The organism is Streptococcus sp. X13SY08, from assembly GCF_001182825.2.
Classification (GTDB): Bacteria; Bacillota; Bacilli; order Lactobacillales; family Streptococcaceae; genus Streptococcus.
This window is the reverse complement of the sequence record NZ_LFYO02000002.1, coordinates 699,026-717,989: the sequence shown is the minus strand read 5'-3', so window position 1 is coordinate 717,989 and position 18,964 is coordinate 699,026. Positions and strand designations below refer to the sequence as shown.

Annotated in this window: 21 protein-coding genes and 5 pseudogenes; 16 read left to right on the top strand and 10 right to left on the bottom strand. The window is 41.0% G+C overall.

Annotated elements, in window-relative coordinates; translation table 11 throughout:
- Positions 1-97: 97 nt before the first annotated feature.
- Positions 98-871 carry a glutathione-dependent disulfide-bond oxidoreductase gene (gene yghU / locus AEX56_RS04285; protein WP_049618016.1) on the top strand — a complete coding sequence of 258 codons (774 nt, stop codon included), beginning with the start codon at positions 98-100 and terminating at the stop codon, positions 869-871.
- A 107-nt stretch (positions 872-978) separates the two neighbouring features.
- Here the strand turns inward: yghU and AEX56_RS04280 are convergent, their stop codons facing one another.
- From AEX56_RS04280 to AEX56_RS04265, 4 genes are all read right to left on the bottom strand, one after another.
- Positions 979-2,193: an ABC transporter permease gene (locus AEX56_RS04280; protein WP_152907865.1), complete on the bottom strand. Its 1,215-nt coding sequence runs from the start codon at positions 2,191-2,193 to the stop codon at positions 979-981.
- A gap of 189 nt (positions 2,194-2,382) precedes the next feature.
- Positions 2,383-3,123, bottom strand: coding sequence for an ABC transporter ATP-binding protein (locus AEX56_RS04275; RefSeq protein WP_049618014.1), 741 nt, complete (start codon positions 3,121-3,123; stop codon positions 2,383-2,385).
- 352 nt (positions 3,124-3,475) lie between these two features.
- Positions 3,476-4,558, bottom strand: coding sequence for a DEAD/DEAH box helicase (locus AEX56_RS04270; RefSeq protein WP_049618013.1), 1,083 nt, complete (start codon positions 4,556-4,558; stop codon positions 3,476-3,478).
- Positions 4,548-5,534: a Gfo/Idh/MocA family protein gene (locus tag AEX56_RS04265; protein WP_049618012.1), complete on the bottom strand. Its 987-nt coding sequence runs from the start codon at positions 5,532-5,534 to the stop codon at positions 4,548-4,550. The genes AEX56_RS04270 and AEX56_RS04265 overlap by 11 nt, the downstream gene beginning before the upstream one ends.
- Before the next feature lie 168 nt (positions 5,535-5,702).
- On the opposite strand from AEX56_RS04265, the pseudogene udk reads away from it, so the two are divergent.
- From udk to AEX56_RS08225, 6 genes and pseudogenes are all read left to right on the top strand, one after another.
- Positions 5,703-6,268, top strand: a pseudogene (gene udk, locus AEX56_RS04260) (uridine kinase).
- 15 nt (positions 6,269-6,283) lie between these two features.
- Positions 6,284-6,832, top strand: a complete 549-nt coding sequence (locus AEX56_RS04255; protein WP_443031011.1) for a PadR family transcriptional regulator — start codon at positions 6,284-6,286, stop codon at positions 6,830-6,832.
- Between the two features lie 104 nt (positions 6,833-6,936).
- Positions 6,937-7,212 carry a DUF1294 domain-containing protein gene (locus AEX56_RS04250; RefSeq protein ID WP_049618010.1) on the top strand — a complete coding sequence of 92 codons (276 nt, stop codon included), beginning with the start codon at positions 6,937-6,939 and terminating at the stop codon, positions 7,210-7,212.
- A 111-nt stretch (positions 7,213-7,323) separates the two neighbouring features.
- Positions 7,324-7,821: a GAF domain-containing protein gene (locus tag AEX56_RS04245; RefSeq protein ID WP_049618009.1), complete on the top strand. Its 498-nt coding sequence runs from the start codon at positions 7,324-7,326 to the stop codon at positions 7,819-7,821.
- Positions 7,821-9,430, top strand: a pseudogene (gene dnaX, locus AEX56_RS04240) (DNA polymerase III subunit gamma/tau). The gene AEX56_RS04245 and the pseudogene dnaX overlap by 1 nt, the downstream one beginning before the upstream one ends.
- A 113-nt stretch (positions 9,431-9,543) precedes the next feature.
- Positions 9,544-9,690: a DUF3272 family protein gene (locus tag AEX56_RS08225; protein WP_131542022.1), complete on the top strand. Its 147-nt coding sequence runs from the start codon at positions 9,544-9,546 to the stop codon at positions 9,688-9,690.
- Here AEX56_RS08225 and AEX56_RS04235 read toward each other — a convergent pair.
- A pseudogene (locus AEX56_RS04235) lies at positions 9,671-10,539 on the bottom strand (HTH domain-containing protein). The gene AEX56_RS08225 and the pseudogene AEX56_RS04235 sit on opposite strands and share 20 nt — an antisense overlap.
- A 305-nt stretch (positions 10,540-10,844) precedes the next feature.
- Between AEX56_RS04235 and AEX56_RS09375 the strand changes: the two are divergent.
- Together AEX56_RS09375 and AEX56_RS04230 are read left to right on the top strand one after the other, a co-directional pair.
- Entirely contained in the window at positions 10,845-10,982 is a 138-nt protein-coding gene (locus tag AEX56_RS09375; protein WP_330218249.1) for a hypothetical protein, read from the top strand.
- 18 nt (positions 10,983-11,000) lie between these two features.
- Positions 11,001-11,859: pseudogene (locus AEX56_RS04230) on the top strand (M42 family metallopeptidase).
- Here AEX56_RS04230 and AEX56_RS04225 read toward each other — a convergent pair.
- From AEX56_RS04225 to AEX56_RS08220, 4 genes and pseudogenes are all read right to left on the bottom strand, one after another.
- Positions 11,837-12,370 (bottom strand): annotated as a pseudogene (locus tag AEX56_RS04225) (neutral zinc metallopeptidase); the annotation flags it as partial. The pseudogenes AEX56_RS04230 and AEX56_RS04225 overlap by 23 nt on opposite strands.
- 217 nt (positions 12,371-12,587) lie before the next feature.
- Positions 12,588-12,722, bottom strand: a complete 135-nt coding sequence (locus AEX56_RS08440) for a hypothetical protein (RefSeq protein WP_131542024.1) — start codon at positions 12,720-12,722, stop codon at positions 12,588-12,590.
- A complete protein-coding gene (locus AEX56_RS04220) occupies positions 12,712-12,918 on the bottom strand; it encodes an LD-carboxypeptidase (RefSeq protein ID WP_049618008.1) in 207 nt (68 codons plus the stop codon). Before AEX56_RS04220 ends, AEX56_RS08440 begins: the two co-directional genes overlap by 11 nt.
- A gap of 18 nt (positions 12,919-12,936) precedes the next feature.
- Entirely contained in the window at positions 12,937-13,434 is a 498-nt protein-coding gene (locus tag AEX56_RS08220) for a TraX family protein (protein WP_160315174.1), read from the bottom strand.
- A 234-nt stretch (positions 13,435-13,668) separates the two neighbouring features.
- On the opposite strand from AEX56_RS08220, the gene AEX56_RS04210 reads away from it, so the two are divergent.
- From AEX56_RS04210 to metK, 6 genes are all read left to right on the top strand, one after another.
- Positions 13,669-14,136 carry a deoxycytidylate deaminase gene (locus AEX56_RS04210; protein ID WP_049618006.1) on the top strand — a complete coding sequence of 156 codons (468 nt, stop codon included), beginning with the start codon at positions 13,669-13,671 and terminating at the stop codon, positions 14,134-14,136.
- A 186-nt stretch (positions 14,137-14,322) separates the two neighbouring features.
- On the top strand, positions 14,323-14,460 hold the full coding sequence (locus AEX56_RS08570; protein ID WP_160315173.1) for a hypothetical protein: 138 nt from the start codon (positions 14,323-14,325) through the stop codon (positions 14,458-14,460).
- Entirely contained in the window at positions 14,457-14,810 is a 354-nt protein-coding gene (locus AEX56_RS04205; protein ID WP_049618005.1) for a hypothetical protein, read from the top strand. Before AEX56_RS08570 ends, AEX56_RS04205 begins: the two co-directional genes overlap by 4 nt.
- 22 nt (positions 14,811-14,832) lie before the next feature.
- Complete coding sequence (locus AEX56_RS08565; RefSeq protein ID WP_160315172.1) at positions 14,833-14,961, top strand: Ig-like domain-containing protein; 129 nt, start codon at positions 14,833-14,835, stop codon at positions 14,959-14,961.
- The gene (locus AEX56_RS04200; protein WP_053093926.1) at positions 14,958-15,440 is read left to right on the top strand and encodes a hypothetical protein; all 483 of its coding nucleotides are present in this window, start codon (positions 14,958-14,960) and stop codon (positions 15,438-15,440) included. Before AEX56_RS08565 ends, AEX56_RS04200 begins: the two co-directional genes overlap by 4 nt.
- A gap of 559 nt (positions 15,441-15,999) precedes the next feature.
- Positions 16,000-17,187, top strand: a complete 1,188-nt coding sequence (metK, locus tag AEX56_RS04195; RefSeq protein ID WP_049618004.1) for a methionine adenosyltransferase — start codon at positions 16,000-16,002, stop codon at positions 17,185-17,187.
- A gap of 39 nt (positions 17,188-17,226) precedes the next feature.
- On the opposite strand, the gene AEX56_RS04190 is transcribed toward metK, so the two are convergent.
- A complete protein-coding gene (locus AEX56_RS04190) occupies positions 17,227-17,502 on the bottom strand; it encodes a YiaA/YiaB family inner membrane protein (protein ID WP_049618003.1) in 276 nt (91 codons plus the stop codon).
- A gap of 185 nt (positions 17,503-17,687) precedes the next feature.
- Between AEX56_RS04190 and AEX56_RS04185 the strand changes: the two genes are divergently transcribed.
- Positions 17,688-18,947, top strand: a complete 1,260-nt coding sequence (locus tag AEX56_RS04185) for a UDP-N-acetylglucosamine 1-carboxyvinyltransferase (RefSeq protein ID WP_049618002.1) — start codon at positions 17,688-17,690, stop codon at positions 18,945-18,947.
- Positions 18,948-18,964: the final 17 nt, after the last annotated feature.

Here is an 18,964-nt window from a genome sequence, read left to right as displayed (position 1 = left end):
GCAATTGGTTCTATATTTGATCTATACAGTCATTGGGCTTATCTAGAGGAAGAATAATACTTTTAAAAAAGAAAATAAGAAAAATGGAGGAAAGCATATGAGTGATTACAAGAAACCAGTCGTTTGGCGTTGGGAAGATGAGAATGAAAATCGAGCAGGAAATCGCCCAACTGCGGGTAGTCGATTTGAACAAATCCTACCAAAAGGTGAAAAGCCTCTGCAAGTTTACTCATTGGGAACACCCAACGGGATCAAGGTAACTATTATGCTTGAGGAACTAAAAGCGGCAGGGCTTAACCTTGATTATGACCTGTTCAACATCAATATTGGTCAAGGCGATCAATTTGGTTCAGATTTTGTAGCACTCAATCCCAACTCAAAAATACCAGCTATGTTGGATCAAGAAACAGGAATTCCTGTTTTTGAATCTGCCAATATTCTACTTTATCTAGCTGAAAAGTATGGGAAATTGTTACCAAAGGATATCAAGCAAAAGACAGAAGTACTCAACTGGCTATTCTGGCAAACAGGAGCGGCCCCTTTTGTCGGTGGTGGATTTGGTCATTTCTTTCATTATGCGCCGACAGAGCAGGAATATCCTATCAATCGCTATACAATGGAAACCAAGCGTCAATTGGATTTGCTCAATCAATTATTGGCAGAGAGACCTTATGTAGCGGGGCAGGATTATAGCATTGCCGATATATCCATCTGGTCTTGGTATGGCCGATTAGTAAAGGATGAGGTTTATCCAGGAGCTGCAGCATTTTTGGATGCTTTTGCCTATCCACATTTACTCACATGGGCTGAAAAAATCGCGAAACGTCCAGCTGTTCAGCGAGGATTGGCAGCGGATTATCAATTTATTTAGCAAAAAACGATTAGGATTTTTCCTAATCGTTTTTCATTGTTTAAATTGTTTCCAGAGCGACTTTTCATAATAAAAGTGTAAACCAACAACGATGGCAATGCTGATGGCTAAGACGACAACACTAAGTTTCCACGGAAAAATAAGAGCATCATGATGAGCTGTCCACCCCCTCGGTTGAAGAGTTGGCTGACATTTTGCCATGTGAGTGTCAAATGTTTATAGTCTTTTTTGTAGTAGGAAAGCGAGGTTGGATAGGATGCTAGCATGATTCCTAGAACCAAGATGAAAATTAGGAAAGGGTGAAGTCCCGCAATCAAGCTAAATAATTCAAACGTTAGAACAGGTATAAGAGTTTGCACGGACCACAGGACAAAGAATTTTTGTCGCAGAAAATCGTGAAAATCAATTGGTAGTGTTTTTAGGAAATAGAAGTTATCTCGTTCTAGAGACATGCCCACCATGGTGAAAGCACCAGCAGTCATATAACCCAATGCCAGTCCGACAACGAGTACCAATCCAAAGAATTCTAATGAAACTTTAGAGAAGAAGTTGTTTCCATTTAGGAGTTGGGGAATAAAAAACATGAGAAACATAAAAGTGGACATGAAGCTAGTCATAATCAAGGTTGGGTCCTTGAGTGTACCCAAGTGATGTCGAATCAGAGTAGATTTTAGGCTGGCATTAGTATTGTTTTTCTTCTTGCGAACCGTCACTTTCTTGGTATCAATGGCGGCTAGTTGTTGGTAATATTGAGGAATAGCTTTTTTTACCATTAGGAAGCCGAAGAGGACCAGCATGGCTAGAAGTATCCCATAGTGCAAAAAGCTAGCACTTGAAAAAGGCGCGCGAGCAATGTGGTAAAAACCAACGATAACTGGGGTTACGGGTAAATCAGGAATGGCGTTTGCTTTATCCAAACCATCCATACTCATATTTTGCATGAAGAGGATCATCCCTACCGCACCGATGCTAGAAAGTAGCATAAGAGCAGTTGAAATCATATTCTTTTGACGCACTTTTATCAGCATACGTCCCAATATATGGACCAAAAAATTAGAAATGAAGATGCTTAAAAGAGCCAGTACGATGAATTGCAAGAGTGCAAATGGGACGGCAAGAAAAGCGTTTCCTAAAATCCTCCAGTAGCCGATGATGAACAGTGATAGAGTCGGCATCAGAAAGGCCAAGTTGAGCCCGATGGAGGATAGGAGCTTAGCTAGGTAGATTTCTCTTTCTGTCACTGGAAGTGGAAGATAGAGCTCAGTATCGTGACTGTTATAGAAGACCGAGAACATGGTAGAAAAAGCCGATGTAATGGACATGAGGAGGAAAATAAAAAGTTGGAATAGAGTAAAATAACAGCGAGTTGCTGAAACAGAATGGATTTGTAAGCTTCCTTTGGTTTTTTCAGAGGGTTTTTAGCATTTTTCTTGCGGACTTTTGCCAAAGCTTGTGGGTTGGAATAGAGGAGATTGACTTTAGTCAATTTCCAAACATGTTTCCAGTTCATCTTATTCACCTGCACTTTCTTGCGGCACATCCTCATCATGGCGGGCAATCAATTGTAGATAAATTGTTTCCAAGTTTTGGTCAGGATAGGCTTGACGTAATTTTTCCAAGGTTCCAATGAAAATCAATTCACCTTTTTTGAGGATTCCAATACGGTCGCATAATTGTTCTGCGACGGACAGGATATGGGTTGAAAAGAGAATGGTCCTTCCAGATTCTGCATGTTTGCGCATCATTTCTTTGAGGTCAAAAGAGGCCTGAGGATCTAGACCTGTCAATGGCTCATCTAAAATCCAAATATCAGGATTAGGAACGAGAGCACCGATGATAATGACTTTTTGGCGCATACCATGCGAGAAGGAATCAATGGTTTCATACTTGCGGTCCGCGATATCAAAGAGTTTAGTTAATTGATCGATACGTTGTTCTGCCACAGCCTTGTCTACATCGTAAATTTGCACCAAGAAATGCCAATATTCGTCGGCGGTAAGATTGAGGAAAATATCAGGTGAATCTGGCACATAGGCGATTTTTTTCTTGATGTCATTGCGATGCTCTGCTAAGTTCATCCCATCTACAAAAATCTGACCGCTTGTCGCTTCGATAATAGAAGTCAAGAGGCTGATGGTGGTCGTTTTTCCGGCACCATTATGACCAATTTCGCCGTTTTCAATGGTTAAATTGAGTCCTTTTAAAGCCAAGGTAGTGTCGTATTGCTTGCTGACTTGTTGAAATTCAATCATAAGTTCCTCCTGAAGTCTAAGTGACTATCTAGTTTTATTACACTATTTCATTCATACAAGTCAAGCGTTTTCAAAAAAAGAGTTTGGAACAAAAATCGTTCCAAACCCTTTTTGACTAGGGAATGCAGTAGTCGTGAAAAAGATTTGATAATCTGTAGGACTAGTCTTTCCCTGTACAATTCTTAGGTGTGTTAGCATCGAGCAACTTCAAACTTATGACCAGAGTTGAGATGTGAAATCTGGATTGCAAATTCTTTTTCCTGTCTATATTGCTGTTCAATTCATTTTTCAGCTTTAACGATCAATATCTTCCTCTTCTTGCCAAACTAAAAGGTCCATTAGGACCTCTTAACTACACGATATAAAATTCTTGATTTTTAAGGCTGATTTCACTAACAGTTGCGTATTTTTTGAGGGTTTTGAGATCGCTAGGGTGAGTGACCAAGGTAATTACAGCACCTTTTTTTCCCATTCGCCCTGTTCGACCAGAGCGGTGAGTATAAGTCTCTTTGTCGCGAGGGACATCAAAGTTAAGTATGCATTCCAAATTGTCAATATCCATGCCACGTGCTACCAAGTCAGTTGCTAAAAGAAGCGTTATTTGGTGCTCCTTGAAGCGCTCAATGATGACCTTGCGGAATTTGACATTGACATCGGAGGCAAGGGAGATAACATTAGCTTGGTTATAGCTTAAGCGTTCTTCAGCAGCTCCTAAGTCTGATAGACTATTAAAGAAGGTCAGGGCACGAAAATCAGGAAGATTGGAGAATTTACGTAACAATTCTAAGCGCTCACGTTTATCCACCATCATATAATAATGTTTGATATTGTCCAAGGGCTCGCGGGTCAAGTCAATAGTCACCAAATCATTTGCCAATTTATCGCGGTCGAATTTCGCTGTTGCACTCATATAAACTAGTTGATGGTCTTTGGGTACGTAATGAAGGATTTTTGCAACAAATTGGTACTGTGAATCACTAAATAATTCATCGAATTCATCCAAAATAATACTATTGATAGAGAGCATTTTTACTTTTTTAAGTTTGATGAGTTCGAAAATTCTTCCTGGCGTTCCAATCAGAATTTCTGGGTCTTTTTTGAGGCGTTCAATTTGTCGTTTTTGACTAGAGCCAGACAGGAAAAGTTGAGGAGTTAAGCCGATTGGCTCTGCCCAGGTTTTACAAACTTCAAAGATTTGTCCTGCCAATTCAGTGTTGGGAGCTAATATGAGCAATTGTTGCGCTTTCTTAGGAGTCGGCTTGAGCAAACTTGGCAGCAAGTAAGCCAAAGTCTTGCCTGTACCAGTGGGGCTAATTCCCAGAACATTTTTTCCTGATGAAATAGGCTCAAAAACCTCTTCTTGAATCGGTGTAAAGCTGGTAAAGTGCAGTTGATTTAACTGGTCTTGCCAGATTTGAGGGAGTTTATTGTACATGTGTATCCGCCTTAAAAATGATGCCTGCGTCTTGACGCATGGAGTAAAGAGTTTCGTGGACAACTTGTGCATCGCTCAACCATTTTTGAGCCAAATTCCAGTCCTGATTTTCAATTACTTGGGCAAATGCTAGCGTCTCTTCCTGCATTTGATGGCTGGCTGCTTGGATGGAAAGTTCAGTCGTACTTCCGTCATGTTTATGGAAAATAGCAGAGCTAATCCATTCACAAGAATCAAGCACCAAGGTGCCATCTGCTGTGTAAATTTCATTGCCACCAAAAGCAGAGATATTTTTCCCCGGACGAATGGTGACCTTAAAATCAGGGTACGTAAGAACGCCTGTTCCATTCAAATCTACAGAGTTAGGCAGCTGTTGTGCAGTATAAGTAGAAGCGTTTGGTTTACCTAGTAGCCCGACAGCTGCATAGAGGGTATAAACACCCAAATCCATGAGAGCACCACCTGAGAAATCCGCGGAGAAGATATTTGGAATCTTTCCTGCTAATAAATCTTTCATCTTGGAAGAATACTTGGCGTAGGTAAACTGTCCGCCCAAGATTGTCTGGCTGTCTAAAAATTCTCGGATGGTCGCAAAGGCTTTTTCGTGGTAATTGCGGGCTGCTTCCAATAAGAAAACATTATGTTCTTGGGCAGTCTTGGTGAGAATAGCTAGTTCTTCAAGGGTTGACACCATCGGCTTTTCCACGATAACATGCTTTTTAGCTTGCAGTGCAGCTTTTGCTTGCTCGAAATGAAGGGAATTTGGGCTAGCGATGTAAATGACGTCTAAGTCAGAAGAGAAAAACTTATTTACATCTGTAAACAATGTTATATTTTCATAGGATTGGGCGAAAGTTTTAGCTGTCTCCAATTTACGAGAATAGACAGCTGATAAGGTATACGAATGACTTAATGATACAGCTTTAATAAATTCATGACTGATTGGACTGGTTCCGATAATACCAAGTTTTAGCATCGAATCTCCTTTATAAATAGAATGGGTGATTTAGTAAGAGACTCCACATTTATATAAGAAAGAGCTTTCATAAAAAAAGTGGGAGAACTTCTACAATTATGAGGGTTCTATCTTTCATTATACCATGATTTCTGTTAAAATAGTGAGAGAACAAATTAGGAGAAAAAGATGACAAGAAAACCGATTATTATTGGTGTTACAGGTGGATCTGGAGGCGGTAAGACTAGTGTATCTCAGGCTATTTTAGCTAATTTTCCAGATGCAAAAATAGCTATGATTCAGCATGGCTCTTACTATAAAAATCAAGATCATTTGACCTTTGAAGAACGTGTCAAAACCAACTACGATCATCCTTTGGCTTTTGATACTGACTTCATGATTGAACAACTCAAGGAATTGATTGCTGGTCGTCCAGTGGATATTCCAATTTATGACTATACACAACATACACGCAGCGAAAAAACCCATCGTCGAGAGTCGCAAGATGTTTTTATCATCGAGGGGATCTTGGTTATGGAAGACGAGTGTTTACGTGATTTGATGGATATCAAAATCTTCGTAGATACAGATGACGATATTCGGATTATCCGTTGTATCAAGCGTGACATGATGGAGCGCGGACGTAGTTTAGAAAGTATCATTGAGCAGTACACAATCCAGAAGGAGTGACCAATGTCGTGCCTATCGACTTGATCAACACAAAAGTAGAAAGTATTTTAAGGGAGCGAAATTAAGTGCCAAAACAAAGAATGTTACCACATATTATTCTAGGAGTGATGTCTACGGGCGATGAATTTGTCCTAGGCAAACATATTGTAGAATATTTTCAAGCAGAAGTCGGAGAATTCTGGCAAGCTGCACATAGCCAAATTTATCCAGAATTGAAACGGATGACCAAAGATGGTTGGATTACAGTTCATCCTGTTCCTGGCAACATCAAGGAAAAGCAATATAGTTTGACAGACCTAGGTCGTGAAAAACTAAGTGAGTGGATGGAAGAACCAAACCGTGATACGCCACAGCACCGCGATATCTTTTCATTGAAAATGTTTTTCATTAAGAAAATGGATGACGAACGTATTCCAGGAATGATTGAAGAGCAAATCGAAGTCTTGAACAAACACCTCAAGCGTCTGGAAATCCGCAAGGATACTCTCTTTTCAGATCCAGAATTCATTTCCAACAACTACGGTCATTATTTGATTTTGAAACGTGCCATTGCGCGTAACCGTGCACAAATTGCCTGGTTAGAAGAAAATCTAGAAGAATATCGTATTTTACAAGCGAAGAGAAACTAGTCCGAAAGGATTGGTTTTTCTATTTGATAGTCAAGAGAGTCTGAAATCTATGGCAGAAGGAGGAAACTAGTCCAATATTTTGGCTAAATGAAATATAGAAGAATATGAACATTAAACAATTTTTCATGCTACTTTTATTATTTTGGAATGTTTTTAGCTTTCTAGTGTATGGCTTAGATAAAGGAAAAGCCAGAAAAGGGATCTATCGGATTTCAGAAAAAAAATTACTGCTAATAACCTATTTTTTTGGGGGCGTGGGTGCCTATATCGGTGCTTATTTCTTTCACCATAAGACAAGAAAATGGTATTTCCAGATAGCGTTCATTGCCGGAGTCATTCTTGATTTGGCTCTGTTTTATATCATCTGGTCTTGGCGTTGATGACCTACTGTGAAATCAATGAATCAGCTTATTAACGAAAGCGAAACGAATGATAGATGAGAGTTGACGAATTTCAACTCTTTTTTAGTCAATCTATGCTATAATAAGACCATGATGAAAAAAGAAAAAATTGCAGCGTATACATTATTAAATGCTCAGTTAGAGGCACTTTTAGAAGGTGAAACCAATGCTTTGGCTAATTTGTCCAATGCATCAGCCCTCTTGAACCAAGCTCTGCCTCGCTCGGTTTTTACAGGTTTTTACTTATTTGATGGGGAAGAATTGATTTCGGGACCCTTCCAAGGTGGTGTTTCCTGCGTTCATATTGCCCTTGGAAAGGGTGTCTGTGGAGAATCAGCTCAAAGACAGGAAACCATGATTGTTGAAAATGTAAAAACGCATCCCAATTACATTTCCTGCGATGCGACGGCTATGTCTGAAATTGTGGTACCTATGATGAAAAATGGTCATCTCTTGGGTGTGCTGGATTTGGATTCTGAAATCGTTGGTGATTATGATGCTATTGACTGCAAATACCTGAAGGCATTTGTGGACATCTTAGCTGAGAAAACGGAGTGGAATTTTGCTATGTTTGGAGAAAAAGACTGATGTACCAAGCCCTTTATCGTAAATACCGCAGCCAAACTTTTGAGGAAATGGTCGGTCAAGAAGTGGTAGCGACCACACTTCGTCAGGCTAATGAGCAGGGAAAAATTAGCCATGCCTATCTCTTTTCAGGTCCTCGCGGAACAGGTAAGACATCGGCTGCTAAAATCTTTGCCAAGGCTATGAACTGTCCCAATCAAGTGGCTGGTGAGCCTTGTAATGATTGCTATATCTGTAAGGCCATCACGGAAGGTAGTTTGGAAGATATCATTGAGATTGATGCGGCATCTAATAATGGTGTTGATGAAATTCGTGATGTCCGTGATAAGTCAACCTATGCACCCAGTCTTGCGACTTACAAAGTCTACATCATCGATGAAGTTCATATGTTGTCAACGGGGGCTTTCAATGCACTCTTGAAGACATTGGAAGAACCAACTGAAAATGTGGTCTTTATTCTGGCGACGACTGAATTACATAAGATTCCAGCGACTATTTTATCGCGCGTACAGCGTTTTGAATTCAAGTCCATCAAGACTATTGATATCAAGCGACATTTAGCTTGGATATTGGATAAAGAAGGCATTACTTACGACGATGAAGCCTTGTCTATGATTGCACGCCGTGCCGAAGGTGGTATGCGTGATGCCTTGTCTATCTTGGATCAGGCTCTCAGTCTCAGCTCTAATCAGCATGTGGAACTAGCAACTGCCGAGGAAATCACAGGTTCTATTAGCCTGCGTGCCTTGGATGATTACATGACCCATATTCGTGAGAGACGAGCGACCGAGGCATTGCAAAACTTGGAAACCATCTTTGACAACGGAAAGAGTATGACGCGCTTTGCAACCGACTTGCTCCATTACCTGCGCGATCTCCTCATGGTGCAAACAGGTGGTGACAATACGCATTCTAGTCAGGAATTTTTGGAAAACTTAACCTTGCCTAAGGAACGTATTTTCCATTTGATTGAGCAGGTTACCAAGGGATTAGAAGATATCAAGTCCAGCCCGCAACCAAAGATTTACGCAGAGATGATGACTATTCGGTTGACAGAAGAAGAAGTGCAAACGGCACCTGCATCTGATACGCCAGCGCCAGCCCATTTGTTGCAACAAATTTCCAACTTAGAACAAGAAGTCCAAAAATTGCAGGCACAGTTGGGACAATTATCCAGCCAACCAGTGGAAGTGAAGGCCGCATCTCGTAAGCCACAAGCTAAGAAAAAATACCGTTTGGATACCAATAAGGTTCATTCCATTTTGCAAGAAGCCATGGAAAATCCAAGTCAAGCTCGTGAAAATCTGACCCGCTTGCAAAATGCTTGGGGAGAGGTCATTGAGAGCTTATCGGGTGCCGACAAGGCACTCCTTATGCAGAGCAGACGATGAAAAGAGACAACCTCAATACCATGTTTGGTAATATCTTGAGCGCTGCTGCTGGATTCTCACCGCAGATTTTAGCCATTGCGCACGAAGATTGGACGGCCATTCGCGCAGAATTTTCTGCCAAGGCTAAAGGGCAAAAAGCTACACCAAAAGAGGAAGAAGCACCACTAGTTCCTCAAGGATTTGAATTTTTACAAGATGATGTGACCGTCTTGGAAGATTGAGGATGAAAGCAAGATAAAAGTCAGCCAAATGGCTGACTTTTTGCTATACTATAGCTATGAGATTTTCACAGTTTATATTCCTCGCTATTTTTACAGGACTCGCTACTTACTGAATGAATGATGCTATTTTGACTGGGCAATATTTTTGGGCTCTCTTATATGGATTTTTCGTCTTTCGTAATCCCCGATTTAGCTATCGCATCACCAAATTTATCCGTTTGGTCGAGCTATCTGGCCCCATCACCAAGAAGAAAGACTAATCTCTCCACCAGAGAGAATTTTTTCTGTCCCATTGTCCAGCTTGACTACCAGTTGGCCGTTTTTTGTTAGGTCAATAGCAGAACCACTATAGTTTATGCCTGTTTCTGCAAAGGTCACTTGTTTACCAAGAACGAGTGATTTTTCCTTGTAGAGAGTAAATAATTCATCTTCTGTCATATCAAAAAAATTTTGCCACATGCGGACGATGAGCTGGCTGCGCGTGATAGAAGGTTGTTCGGTGAAGAGACTGCCTGCCCGCTCTGCTATCTCCTGTGGAAAATCAGTCACATGAAAATTGATGCCAACCCCGATAATGAGGTCTGTGACAGTTTGGGACTCGATATCGGAGATGCCCTCTGTTAAGATCCCCGCAATTTTACGGTTGCCAAGATAAATATCGTTAACCCACTTTATCTGAGTAGATATTTCTGTTAGGTCTTCAATGGCGAGAGGTGGAGAGACATATAAATGCCGGCAGTATCGGTAAAAAAGGTGCGTCCAAATCGTCCTTTTGCAGCACCTTGCTGGGGAGCTAAATAAAGGCTAGGTGTGGCATGCCCTGCTTCCAGACCAGCGCGTGCGTCTATTTGTGTAGATTGACTTTTTTCAGAAATATGGACAGGGAATCCCAGTTCCGTTTCTAAATTTTCCTGAATATACAAGTCACCAGTACGCATGGTATATCCGCTATGACGAGAGGAGTCTATGGAGACACCTTTCTTTTCTAGTTGTTGAATTGCTTTCCAAACAGCTGTGCGAGAAATGCCCAATTCTTTGGCAATATCTTCGCCACTAATGGTCTGATGTTGATCAAGCAACATAAGATAAATTTTTTCGTAGGTTTTCATACTGTTAGTATACCATATACAGTTAAAATCCTTGGTTTTCAAGCCTTTAAGGAATTGGGGAAAAACGTTTTTGAATACGCTTTTCTACAGGTATAAAGTCAGCAGGATTTGTTTTAAAAGGGGCTCTATCTGGGGATCAAGGGACTTGGGCGACAGAAGAAAGTCATTTCCCGATGATTCAAATAAATTTTTTCATACTATTCTCGTTAAGTTATTTTTATTTTGCCTATGGCAGAAAAAAGAGATCAAATGGTATAATAGGATTCAGAAAAAAGGAGAAAATAATCAATATACTTGATTACATTGTGAAATTAACCAATACCCCATCTCCAACAGGCTTTACAACGGAGATTATGAACTATATCAAAGCTGAAGTAGAGAGCTTTGGCTATGAGGCTGTTAAGACACCAAAAGGTGGCGTCATGGTTTCTGTCAAGGGTTAAAATGACCAGTCTCACCGTGTGGTCACAGCACATTTGGATACACTTGGTACCATCGTTCGTGCGATTAAGCCTGATGGTCGCCTCAAAATGGATTTGGTGGGCGGATTTGGCTATCCATCTATCGAAGGGGAGAATTGCCTTATTCATGTTGCGAGCAATGGGAAAACCTATACAGGGACCATTCTTATGCACCAGACCTCCGTTCACGTTTATCATGATGCCAATACTGCTGAACGCAATCAGACAAATATGGAAATTCGTTTGGATGAAAAAGTGACCAATGCAGATGAGACGCGTGCTCTGGGCATTGAAGTGGGAGATTTTATTTCCTTTGATCCACGTACAACGGTAACAGAATCAGGATTTATAAAGAGTCGTCACTTGGATGATAAAGTCTCAGCGGCTCTCCTTATTCACCTCCTGAAAGTCTATAAAGAAGGAGGCGTGACGCTTCCATACACAACTCATTTTTATTTCTCAAATAATGAAGAAATTGGATATGGTGCCAATTCCAGTTTGCCAGCTAAGATGGTAGAGTACCTGGCAGTGGACATGGGAGCAACGGGGGGATGATCAGCAGACAGATGAGTACACGGTTTCTATCTGTGTCAAAGATGGATCGGGCCCCTACCACTATGAATTGCGTCAGCATTTAGTTGCCTTAGCAAAAGAAAACAACATTCCTTATAAATTGGATATTTGCCCTTACTATGGAAGTGACGCTTCAGCAGCCATGCGTGCAGGTGCTGATGTGAAACATGCCTTACTCGGTGCTGGTATTGAGTCAAGTCACTCCTATGAGCGCACTCATATGGATTCTGTTCAGGCAACAGAATCCATGGTAGATGCTTACCTCAAATCCAAAATGGTTGATTAAGACAAGAAAAAACAGGTTCGAGCACTCGAGCCTGTTTTGTTATTTTAAATATTGCCTGAGAAGGTGTCGCCATAGCAAAGTCACCAGCAGCATTGTATTTAGTCGTCAAATCACGATAGAATGATAAGTCGATATAAACTTTTTGGTCAGCGGGACAATAGAAAGGACCAGCTTGGGCACTACCAATATCGCATCCGCTAGTAGGTGTTTGACCATCATAGAGAACGAGAGTCGCTGGGGTGTAGGTCAATCCCTCATCAGCAAATGTCTGTTTCCAAAAATCTTCTGTCGAGCCAAAGACCTTGCTGACAAACTCCTCATCTTGATCGGAGACGGATGAAGTTGTCTGGCTGCTTTGGTAATTGCTTTGATAACTATTGGTTCCTAGTCCGATGAAATCTCCTAGCCCACTTCCTCCTGCAAAGACCATGAAGAGGATAATGACAATAGCAATCCATTTTCCTTTACCAGAAGACATGAGGAGACGAAGGAGCATACCCATGCCAGCGCTTGAACCACCACCTGAATAACCTCCAAATCCAGATGAGGACTAACCACGACGATCTTCCACGTTTTTACTTTGCTTTAAATCATCAATTTTCATATGATTCTCCTAGCTTTGCTTTATAGTTTTATTATATAGGAAGTTGCCTAAAAAGAAAAGTGAAAGGGCTTTATTTAAAGGTCTGTGTCACCGAAGCAGTTCCGTTTTCATAAGAAATACTTGCTCAGGCACCATTTACAAACGTGATTTGTGGAGGTAGGTGACCACAGTCAACATCATAGAGTATTGGAATCCCCAAATCTTGAGCCAATTCTTGATAAACATCAAGGTAGGAGTAGTCTGCTTGATCATTGTTCATGGGCGCGTGTTTGAGTATCTGTCGAGCGGACACGGTCTTGTTGCCAAGTACTAGGTAATACTTGGATAGTATACCCTCTTTCTTTCATCCGAGAAATGGCTTGTTCTAAGAGCGGATGCAATTCTTTAGAGACTCCTGACGAAGGAGCAGTGACACCGATTGTAGCTTGTTCTGAAAACGAAGGGTATCGAATCATAACAAGTCCTTTCTCATTTTAAATTCCATATATCCAAAACCGAATGGCAAAAAGTAGCAAGAGATGAAGGGGATAAAAGAGATAAAAGCCCCATTTGACCCAGATTGGTGAGTAACCGCGCTCGCCATTATAGGAAAGAAGGAGTGGGATGACGCAAAGAATTCCTAAGGCAGATAGTGGGAGATAGATAGACACCAACCCAGGATATTGGTAATAAGCTACCCAGTAGTTAAAAGACATGTAGAGCAAAAGAGCGATGAGTGGGAAAACTGGCCTTTTCTTTTGCGTCCGCATATAGTAAAAAAGGAAGATGAGAGGCACACCTTGTGGTCCCCAGTCAGAGTAAAAGGACAGTGCTGTAAAGACAATTAAGAGTATAAACTGTATTATTGGATGGCGGTAGCGTTCGTAAAAAATTAGATAAACCAAGCCTAAAACTAGCGTGAAAAAGATGTTATTGCCCCAGTTGAGTGGCTGTCCTCGGAGAACATCAAAGGCATAGTGAAATGGGAGCACAGATCTACGATTAAAAATGCCATGATTGGAAAGGTTAGAAACCCGATAAAAAGAGCTACATAATATACGGTTGGATGTGAAGCTTGCAGGGCAAAGGCATGTGCAATATGATTGAAAAACATGGCTCCAACTGCGATGAGTTTCAGATGAAAAGCATTTAAAAAGTAAGAAATTGATTTTTTTATTGGTGGGAAAGAAAAGAAATAGTATAATAGAGAAAAATGGAGGTGATCTATGTCAGATAATCGCTTAGCATGGGATCAATATTTTGCAGCGCAGGCGCTCTTGATTGCCAATCGAGCAACATGTAGACGTGCCAAAGTCGGTGCAGTTTTGGTCAAAGATAACAAGGTCATTGCGACTGGATATAATGGCTCTGTGTCGGGAACAGAGCATTGTTTGGATAATGGTTGTCTTATGGTAGATGGTCACTGTGTGCGGACCATTCATGCGGAAGTTAACGCTATCTTACAAGGAGCGGAGAGAGGTATTCCGCAAGGATTCACAGCCTACGTCACGCATTTTCCCTGCCTCAATTGCTCTAAACAGCTTCTACAGGTAGGATGCAAGCGCGTAGTCTATATCAATGAATACCGAATAGACGATTATGCCCGCTATCTTTATCAAGAGAAAGGTTGTGATTTAGTCCATTTACCATTAAAAGAAGTTAAGCAAGCTATTCTGGATGCAGATTTTATATAAATAAAGCAAATAGAAAAACGATTCAGTCTATGTTGCTAGTTGCTTTTAAAGGAGAATTTGTAATGATTTATTCTAAAAAACACAAAGAAGTATTTTAGAATGGATGAACTACTTGGTAAACTTTTTATTTCATTGTATCTTAATATTAAAAAGAATATAGACATGATCATTTAAGGAGGTAATGTAATGAAACATAATCCATTGTTGAAGGGTCTACTGCTTGTGATATTGCTCTTTGGTGGCTGGATGTTGGGAAGTCCAACTCCTCCTTTGCAGAGAATTTGGCTTTGGCTTGGAATTGGTCAAACGATTCCAGTTCAATGATGCAAGCTATCGAACAATTTTACGGTGAGAAATCAGATTACATTACCTATAAGAAAACTGGTGTTCTAAAAGGACAAATTGGTCATTATGAAAGTATGATTAATCCAGAATATCATCATATTGGTATGGGGACTTTTATTGGCAACAGTCAATACTACCGCTCATCCGCGCAAGCATTTTCGCTTAAAACTGGTTTAAATGAAAGTGCGACAGGACAATATGGATTAGTTTCTCAAACCATAGAAGTTCAGTCAAATCGTCTAAGAGATACGAAAATCGACCTAAAAACTCCTACTATTGGTGTCGGTACGACGCAGGTCGCTCAATTTAGTTACCAATACAATCATTGACGGTTTTCAAAATGGTAGCGTTGTGCCACAATTCCCAGCTATTCAATGGTCTTCATCTCAAACGACCATTGCCAAGGCAGATACAAATGGAATCATCACGGGGTTGAAGGCTGGAACGGCAACCATTACAGCGTTGGCGGAATTTCAGTGACTAAGGATATTGTTGTAGAAGCTTCTACTGCCAATCAACCAGCCACAGATCCGACAACGTCATTGGCAAATGCCATTGCTATGCATCGCCTTTACAATCAAAATAATCATGAACACTTCTACACTTCGAATATCAATGAGCGAGACACGCTGGTAAGAACCGGCTGGGGAATATATGAAGGGATTGGTTGGTATGCACTAACTAGCGGTGCACCAGTCTATCGTCTCTACAATAAATCGCTTAAAGACCATCATTACACCACCAGTGAAAACGAGAAAAATACTCTGGTTTCTGAATATGGTTGGACCGATGAAGGAGTCGCTTGGTATTCAGGTGGTTCTAAGCCACTTTATCGTCTTTTCAATCCTCGCCTAAAGTCTGGTTCGCACCATTATACCACCAGTGAAAATGAGAAAAATATGCTGGTTGACCAACATGGTTGGAAATACGAAGGCATTGCTTGGTGTGGTGTCAAATAAAATTGTAAAAAAATAGGTGCCAGATAGAAGGCACCTATTTTTTTACAGATACAAATGTTACAAGCTATAAGGGAAGAGATTGAATAAAACACTATGTAAAGGAAGTATTTCTCAGTAGGATAAAGCTCATCTTGTAACTATTTTTCTTTTGCTGCTATTATTTTTGGTCTGAATCCTTAGAAAATTCCTATTTCAGTGGTTTTTGTGGTACAATAGTAAACGTTATTGAGTCCCGATAAGACATTCTGAGAGAAGGAATACACTCGTAAAAACCAACTGTCTTTACTCGCAATAAATGTTGCCAGTAAAGAACTTTCTTTCAGTCGGTTCTTTGTAACTCAACACCATTGTCAGACATGTCGTCTTCGTCAATGGACGCTAACCACTATGGTGGTCTAGCTAGTTGCCTTGTTAGTTGAAATCTCACTTACGATCGAAGTTTGGTTTCACAGTCGTAACTCGCTAAATCTTATAGAGAGAAGCGAATAGGTAACTTCTTCTTTTATTCTCAGCACAACTGAGGAAAAAGTAAGAATCAAAAATTAGGGGGGACATTTTTATGTCAGAACGTAAACTTTTCACGTCTGAGTCAGTTTCGGAGGGGCATCCGGATAAGATTGCAGATCAGATTTCAGATGCTGTTTTGGACGCAATTTTAGCAGAAGATCCAGATGCACACGTAGCAGCCGAAACTTGTGTATATACAGGTTCAGTTCATGTTTTCGGAGAAATTTCAACCACTGCCTATGTGGATATTAACCGTGTGGTGCGTGACACGATTGCAGAAATTGGCTATACAAATGCAGAATATGGATTTGCTGCTGAGTCAGTTGGTGTTCATCCATCTTTGATTGAGCAGTCACCGGATATTGCTCAGGGTGTGAATGAAGCTTTGGAAGTACGAGATGGTGAGCAGGACGAACTTAGTCTAATTGGTGCAGGGGACCAAGGTCTCATGTTTGGATTTGCCATTGACGAGACACCTGAATTCATGCCATTGCCAATCTCACTATCACATCAATTGGTTCGTAAGTTAGCAGAACTTCGCAAGGATGGCACCATTAGTTACTTGCGTCCAGATGCCAAATCACAGGTAACTGTGGAATACGATGAAAATGACCAGCCAGTCCGTGTGGATACGGTGGTTATTTCGACTCAACATGATCCAGAAGTAACGAACGAACAAATTCGTGAAGATGTCATCAATCAGATTATCAAGGCAGTTATTCCAAGCAAGTATCTTGACGACCAAACGAAGTTTTTCATCAATCCTACAGGACGCTTTGTTATCGGTGGTCCTCAAGGGGATTCTGGTTTAACAGGTCGTAAAATCATTGTGGATACTTATGGTGGTTATAGTCGTCATGGTGGTGGCGCCTTCTCAGGTAAAGATGCGACAAAAGTGGATCGTTCAGCATCTTACGCGGCTCGCTACATTGCCAAAAACATCGTTGCTGCAGGCCTAGCTAAAAAAGCAGAGGTACAGCTGGCCTATGCTATTGGCGTGGCACATCCAGTCTCAGTACGTGTTGACACTTTTGGGACGTCCACTGTGTCTGAGTCAGCTTTGGAAAAAGCTGTGCGGGAGAATTTTGATCTTCGTCCAGCAGGGATCATTAAAATGCTTGACCTCAAACGCCCAATTTATAAACAAACGGCGGCTTATGGTCACATGGGACGCACTGATATCGAACTACCATGGGAAAAATTAGACAAGGTAGAATCTTTAAAAGCAGCAGTATTATAAGATAAAAGGAGTTGGCTTGCCAACTCCTTTTAAGTACAATTATAATGGTTTTTGCTCTTCTTTTGTTGCAGCCTCTTGAAGAAGGTGATTATAGTTATTTTCATCTTCTTGATTGTCGCGAACAACTTTTGAAACCGTGAAAGAAGAGGAGACCAGACCAACAGCTCCTATTAAATAGTAACCTTTAACCATAAGAGGTTCTTTAAGCGTGTAAAGACCAATTAAAATCAATGCAGCAAAGAAAAGGAAGGATCCCCAAGCCATAAAAGTGAAGGCAGGTGTGTTACGGTAGACTTTCTTTTTCATCTTATTCATAATATTCTCCAAAATATTTTCTGATAGGAATACTATAACCTAGATGGATAGAGAAAACAATACAATAAACTGTAACGGCGGAAGAAAAGGGATGATATCAGGTTTAGTGCTAGCGGTCTTTTGAAAATTATGGTACAATGAACCGTATGTCTAAATGACAAAATGAAGAAAGTGTTTTAGTTTGTATGAGAAAAATTGTAATTAACGGCGGAAGGCCTTTGAAGGGACAGGTCACAGTTAGCGGTGCGAAGAATTCAGTCGTAGCATTGATTCCTGCCATTATTTTAGCAGATGGAGTGGTGACACTAGACGGCGTTCCAGCTATTAGTGATGTAGATAGTTTGATTGATATCATGGAAACGATGGGGGCAAACGTTCGTCGCGATGGCGAAACACTGGAAATTGACCCACGTGGAGTCCAAGATATGCCGATGCCTTTTGGAAAAATCAATAGCTTGCGTGCATCTTATTACTTTTACGGTTCACTTTTGGGCCGTTTTGGTCGTGCAGTGGTTGGTTTACCAGGTGGTTGTGATTTGGGACCTCGCCCGATTGATCTCCATTTAAAAGCTTTTGAAGCTATGGGAGCTAGTGTCAGCTATGAGGGTGCCAATATGCACTTGGAATCAAACCCTGGAAAAATCCATGGTGCTCATATCTTTATGGATACAGTTAGTGTGGGTGCGACCATCAATACTTTATTGGCTGCGGTCAAGGCTGAAGGCCGCACAGTGATTGAAAATGCAGCACGTGAACCAGAAATTATTGATGTGGCGACTCTTTTGAACAATATGGGCGCCCATATTCGCGGTGCTGGAACGGATGTTATTGCGATTGAGGGTGTCAAAGAATTGCATGGCACACGCCATCAAGTCATTCCAGATCGCATTGAAGCAGGAACTTATATTGCTCTTGCAGCGGCAGCTGGAGAGGGAATTCAGATTAATAACGTCCTATATGAGCATTTGGAAAGTTACATTGCCAAGTTGGAAGAAATGGGCGTGCGAATGACTGTTTCACAGGATTCTATTTTTGTCGAGCAGCAAACGGATTTGAAGGCTGTTACGATCAAAACATCACCCTATCCAGGTTTCGCAACCGATTTGCAACAACCTATTACACCACTTTTGCTGAAAGCAAAAGGAAGTGGTCGTATCATTGATACCATTTATGAAAAACGGGTTGGTCAGGTGGCAGAATTGGCTCGTTTAGGAGCAGATATTCAAACGACAGGTTCCTACATTTCTTACAAAGGTGGAAATCGTTTATCGGGTGGTCCTGTGAAGGCGACAGACTTACGTGCTGGTGCAGCTATGGTCATAGCCGGTTTAATGGCTGATGGACAAACTGAAATTACCAATGTCGAATTTATCTTGCGCGGCTATTCTGATATAATTGAGAAATTGACAGACTTGGGTGCAGATATTCGTTTAGTAGAAGAATAAGGGGGGTTATCTCCTTT